The 5216-nt window shown below is 40.2% G+C and carries 5 protein-coding genes and 1 CRISPR repeat array; all 5 genes read left to right on the forward strand.

Going from position 1 to position 5216, the window contains the following annotated elements; genetic code table 11:
• The first annotated feature begins 117 nt into the window (after positions 1-117).
• From GPLA_RS24230 to cas6f, 5 genes are read left to right on the forward strand one after another with little or no spacing between them, the layout of a single operon-like run.
• Positions 118-717 (forward strand): type I-F CRISPR-associated protein Csy1, encoded by a 600-nt coding sequence (locus GPLA_RS24230; RefSeq protein WP_007106205.1) that lies wholly within the window; start codon positions 118-120, stop codon positions 715-717.
• Positions 718-722: 5 nt separating this feature from the next.
• Entirely contained in the window at positions 723-1523 is an 801-nt protein-coding gene (locus GPLA_RS17065) for a type I-F CRISPR-associated protein Csy1 (RefSeq protein WP_407636155.1), read from the forward strand.
• Positions 1520-2701, forward strand: a complete 1182-nt coding sequence (csy2, locus tag GPLA_RS23000; RefSeq protein WP_007106207.1) for a type I-F CRISPR-associated protein Csy2 — start codon at positions 1520-1522, stop codon at positions 2699-2701. Before GPLA_RS17065 ends, csy2 begins: the two co-directional genes overlap by 4 nt.
• Positions 2702-2723: 22 nt before the next feature.
• Positions 2724-3692, forward strand: coding sequence for a type I-F CRISPR-associated protein Csy3 (gene csy3 / locus GPLA_RS17075; protein WP_007106208.1), 969 nt, complete (start codon positions 2724-2726; stop codon positions 3690-3692).
• 9 nt (positions 3693-3701) lie between these two features.
• Positions 3702-4301, forward strand: a complete 600-nt coding sequence (gene cas6f / locus GPLA_RS17080; RefSeq protein WP_007106209.1) for a type I-F CRISPR-associated endoribonuclease Cas6/Csy4 — start codon at positions 3702-3704, stop codon at positions 4299-4301.
• 131 nt (positions 4302-4432) lie between these two features.
• Positions 4433-5180: a CRISPR direct-repeat array (repeat unit 28 nt; unit sequence GTTCGCTGCCGCACAGGCAGCTTAGAAA).
• Positions 5181-5216: the final 36 nt, after the last annotated feature.

Genomic DNA, 5216 nt, shown 5'->3' on the forward strand with positions numbered 1-5216 from the left:
CTAGGTTTATTTCAGGAGATTGATGAGTAATGAATACAGATGAGCTTCATAAATGGTCGGACACTATAAAAAACTAATATAAATAACCTCGAAGAAAACGGTAAAAAATCTAGTTATGTGGATGAGTTAATTTCTATATTTTTATCAAAAAAATTATTAACAGCAAAAGCTACAAATGAAGAAGAAAAAATAGAGTTTATTAAGTTAAAAAGCAAGGTTTTGAAAACTAAAGTGACAGCGGCAAATCGACCTACGTTTGAAAACTTCTATTGTACATTACGAGATAGGGGACAAATTGAAGATTTTTCTAAGGACATTGATTTTATAAGCAATAAAAATAATTTTGTAAATATATGGATATGCCGCACCGTTGAGCTAAGTGAAGGAGTGGTTCCAGGTACACATATTGCTAAATTGTCACATTCTAGTAGTGCGGGTTCCTCAATTTTAGATAGAAGTAACATTAAGGATAACAGATACCTAACGACAAGCTCCTTAGCAAAAGAGATCGTTGATGGCACTTACCCTGATGCAAGGCTATCGAAACAGGTGAAATTTTTGCTCTTAGAGCATAAGGGGATAAAACTTTTCGATGAAATTCTGAAAGGTAATTATTCTGTTTTTTCTGGGTTGGAAAATAATAGTGATGAACTTAAAAGTTGGGGGAAAAATACACCACGTACCTATCTCAACCACTTAAAACAGATTTTCTTTTAAAGCAGTTGTATTTTCCTGTTAAGGATAACTACCATTTGTTAAGTCTTTTACCTTCATCTTCATTAGTCCAAAAAGTTTATAGCAGCCATTTCGCCAAAGATGTTCGTAAAGCAAGGGAAAAAACACACAAAGCAAGATTGTCAGAGACCTACTCTACAGATGTTTCTATACGGCTTCCTTCCGTTGTCCGACTACTGGTCACGCAGAGTCAACCGCAAAATGTTTCTGTGCTAAATGGGAGTAGAGGTGGTGCAATTCGCCTACTGTCATCGCGGCCCCCCACATGGCAAAACCAACTTAAACCGCCCATTAACAGAAAATCGTGGTTTGAACATGGTATTCCACTTAGTGCTATTAAAGAGGATGTAGATTATTTGCGTAATTTTTTCTTGCGCTTTGAACAACTAAATCTAAGCATCAAAGATCCCAAAAAATGGGCTTGGCTAATTACATGGGGAAACCGAATTCTCTCAACTGTACTGTTCTATGCCCAGTCCATTCAAAATCTGCCGTCTGGGTGGTCAAACGCAGTGGATATAAAACTAAAAGTTGCACATCAATATTTTTTAGACCCCTACCGAACTGCCGAAGCTTTTAACAAGCCCAAAGAGGCGTCCGATTGGCAAAACGTGGTAGCTACCGATTTCGCATATTGGCTTAACAGAAAAATACAAGGGAACGATAAGATGTTCACTCCGCTAGTGGAGCATACAAAACTATGGAAAGAACTGATGCTTCGACAACTAAGAGAACAAAACCAAATGGTGAAAGCTGTCTTAGCCGTTACAAAGGAGGAACAAGCATGAGCCAATACATACTGATCAATCGGGTTAATGTTCAAAATGCGAACGCCGTTGCAGGTTTTACATGGGGATTTCCTAGCATTACCCATTTTATAGGGTTTGGGCATAATTTGTCTCGAAAGCTATCAAAGTCAAATTTTAGCAACTTTAAAATATCAGGATGTAGTGTTATTTCACATGAGAACCATGTCCACAGTTATCAAGGAAACCGATTCACGCAAAGTAAAAATCCAGCGTATTTAATGAGTGATGTTAAGAAGATAATAGACGGAAAAGCACCTTCAATTATCGAAGAAGGGAAGCTGAATATGACTGTGTCGCTACTTATAGGCTTTGACGGTTTTCTAGGTAATCAAGCCAATATCTTCATTGAGTGGTTAAAAAAACAATGCCTAATGCAGCGTTTGGCGGGAGGCACTATCCTCGATATAGACTCTATTCAAGTTTTTGATATCACTGATAAAAATAAATTTTACTTGCTCAAACGTAAGCTATTGCCTGGCTTTGCTTTAATGGATCGTTCAATTGACTTAGCGCAGTATCATGAATTGAACCTTGCAGATAATTCTGACGCAGAATTACTAGATTCTTGGTTAGACTTTGCGGCGTTAAAGCAAAAGGCACGGCCAAAGTCCAACCTCATTAGTAAACACCTAAATATGCAAGTGAAGAGTGCGTCAATTCTAGATCGAGTGCTACACGATTGGATTACACATTTAGAGAGAATCCCTTATGACTTGAATGTTCCTACTTCAGTAATTAAGTACTTCGAAACATTGGAAAAAAACAAGTCAACCAAAGCTGTATTAGAACAATGGCAGCATTATCTTCAACCAACAGATAAAAGTTCGGCTGATTGGGAGTATTTGCCTAAACCCTCTTCCGGTTATCTTGTTCCAATAATGACAGGCTACAAAGCCATTTCTCAGGTTTACGACAATATAGACATAGAGAATACTCGAGACAGTAGAACCCCCGTTTGTTTTGTTGAGGCTATACATTCAATTGGCGAGTGGCAAGGAGTAAACAATTTTAGAAACGCTGAAGATATCGCAAGTAGCCTATGGCATTACGAACATAAAGAGCATTGGTATCTATGCAAACAACATTCGACAAACCAATCCGACACGCTCGATGAATTTGACAGCACTATCATTACCGAAATTTTAGATCTAAGTTAATCAATATTAAAAGGAAACTATTATGAGTATTAAACTACCAACCATGTTGGCCTTTGAACGTAAACTAGAGACTTCTGATGCTTTGATGATGTCCGGCGATTGGGAACACCTGACTACAGAAAATCCTACGTGGTTGCCTATTAAAATCACCAAACGCCAAAATCGTTCAACACAAAGCGCCTATGGGGCTTCAGACGAAAATAAAACTAAGCCAAACCCTGTTTCATCAGATAGTGATGATGCCAACCTGCCGAATGACAAAGACACACTAAAAGTCAGCTTTACACTGCGTATAGTCGGTAATCTTGGGGAACCTTTTGGATGTAATGACCCAAACTTTGAAGAGATAATTAAAGAAAAGGTTTCTGAGTATAAACAGGAGGGACTTAAGGAGCTATCGCATCGTTATGCTCACAATATAGCCAGTGGACGTTTCTTGTGGCGAAATCGTGTTTGCGCTAAAAACATAAGTATTCAGATAAGAATTAATGATAATGAGCTACCAATTACGTTCGACGGTTACGAATTCCCATTGAATGATTTTGATGCTCAACGGGAAAACAACTCACTTAAAACATTGAGCAATGCAATCTTCCAAGGTTTGGAAAGTATAAACGACTTTGCTTGTCTACAGGTAGATGCCTTTGTTCAATTGGGCAAGGGACAGCATGTATTCCCTTCTCAAGAAATGAACATGGGTGAAAAGAAAAAAGTGCTTTTCAAATTGGACGACTGTGCGGCTTTACATAGTGTAAAGGTGGGAAATGCTATTCGTACTATCGACAATTGGTATGACGACGCTAAGTTTCCAATTGCAGTAGAACCATTTGGATCTGTCACCCAGCGAGGACAAGCCTACAGAAAGTCGAAAATTGATCTTTATACGTTAATGATTGCTTGGGTAAATAATAAAGACGTTTCAGGAGAGCAAAAGAACTTCGTTCTTGCGAATCTTATTCGAGGTGGGGTGTTTGGCGGCAAGGCAGAATAAGGAGATGATATGAAATATTATCTCGATATCACCCTGTTACCCAGTGACGATATTGGCGTACATTTTTTATGGTCTAAGGTCATGATACAAGTGCATTTGGCGCTAGTTGAAATTCAGGACGAAAACAAAAAAGTGCCTGTTGCTGTGAGCTTTCCACAATATAAAACCAAAGAGACCCATGCTCAGGCTTTTATCGGTCATAAGCTGCGTTTGTTTTCAGCGGAACAGGCTGATCTAGAACGTTTAGACATACATAAATGGTTGAGTCGCTTGACTGATTACGTACATATCAAGCAGATCGCTGATGTCCCTGATGTTGTCTTAGGTTACGAAAACTTTAATCGTCGTCAAAAATCAGGCAGCCCAGACAAACATATTAGACGACGAATGAAACGGCATAACGAAACCGTCGAGCAAGCCAATCTTTACTTTAAAGATTACGCAATGAAAGATGAGGATAAAGCCTTACCCTTCATTCGCATGAAAAGCCTTGAAAGTAATAAGGACTTTAATATGAGTATTTTACGAAAAGAGGTAAAGCAGGGGGCGAAGCAAGTGATGTTTAATACCTACGGTTTTAACGGAAGTGCTTTATTACCCAAGTTTTAACCTTTAATTTTTAGCTCTTTAAAAATCTCTTATAAAACAATGCGCTACAACAATCCCTAAAATCATTGGGTAAAACCCCAATTTTTACCTAAGTTTTTGTTGTAGCTCTTTTTTTGTCTGATAAGCTTCAGGTTCGCTGCCGCACAGGCAGCTTAGAAAATCACTTGCCGTCCAAATTAATTCGCCAAACCGTTCGCTGCCGCACAGGCAGCTTAGAAAATTCATGTTTTCGCCCTTAGCTATTTATTGAAGTTCGCTGCCGCACAGGCAGCTTAGAAACTCATTACGCCATAGCCACAAACGCCCAATGAGTTCGCTGCCGCACAGGCAGCTTAGAAAAAGCAAGCGGCGCGTTTAATATTGGCGCGTTTGTTCGCTGCCGCACAGGCAGCTTAGAAATGCGATTGCTACATCAATTAGATTCATCTATCGTTCGCTGCCGCACAGGCAGCTTAGAAAGCTTTTGGCGGTATACGTGCGGGGGCCAATGAGTTCGCTGCCGCACAGGCAGCTTAGAAAATTAGAAAAATATCAATTGGCTCTATGCGTAGGTTCGCTGCCGCACAGGCAGCTTAGAAAAATCGCCTGCACTTTGCGCCGCGTCTTTAAACGTTCGCTGCCGCACAGGCAGCTTAGAAAGCAAGCTTTCGTTAATCGGGTTTAGCTCCAAGGTTCGCTGCCGCACAGGCAGCTTAGAAAAGGCATACATCAAAAAGCCGACAGCGCAGGCAGTTCGCTGCCGCACAGGCAGCTTAGAAAGTAACATGGCCGTTGGCAATGTTTACGGTTAAGTTCGCTGCCGCACAGGCAGCTTAGAAATCCTCTGAGGCCAGTACAAAGCACTCAATATCGTTCGCTGCCGCACAGGCAGCTTAGAAATTTAATTTTCCCCAAGCGCGGCATGGTGGGTGGTTC

The sequence above is a fragment of the Paraglaciecola polaris LMG 21857 genome (genome assembly GCF_000315055.1).
Lineage (GTDB): Bacteria > Pseudomonadota > Gammaproteobacteria > Enterobacterales > Alteromonadaceae > Paraglaciecola > Paraglaciecola polaris.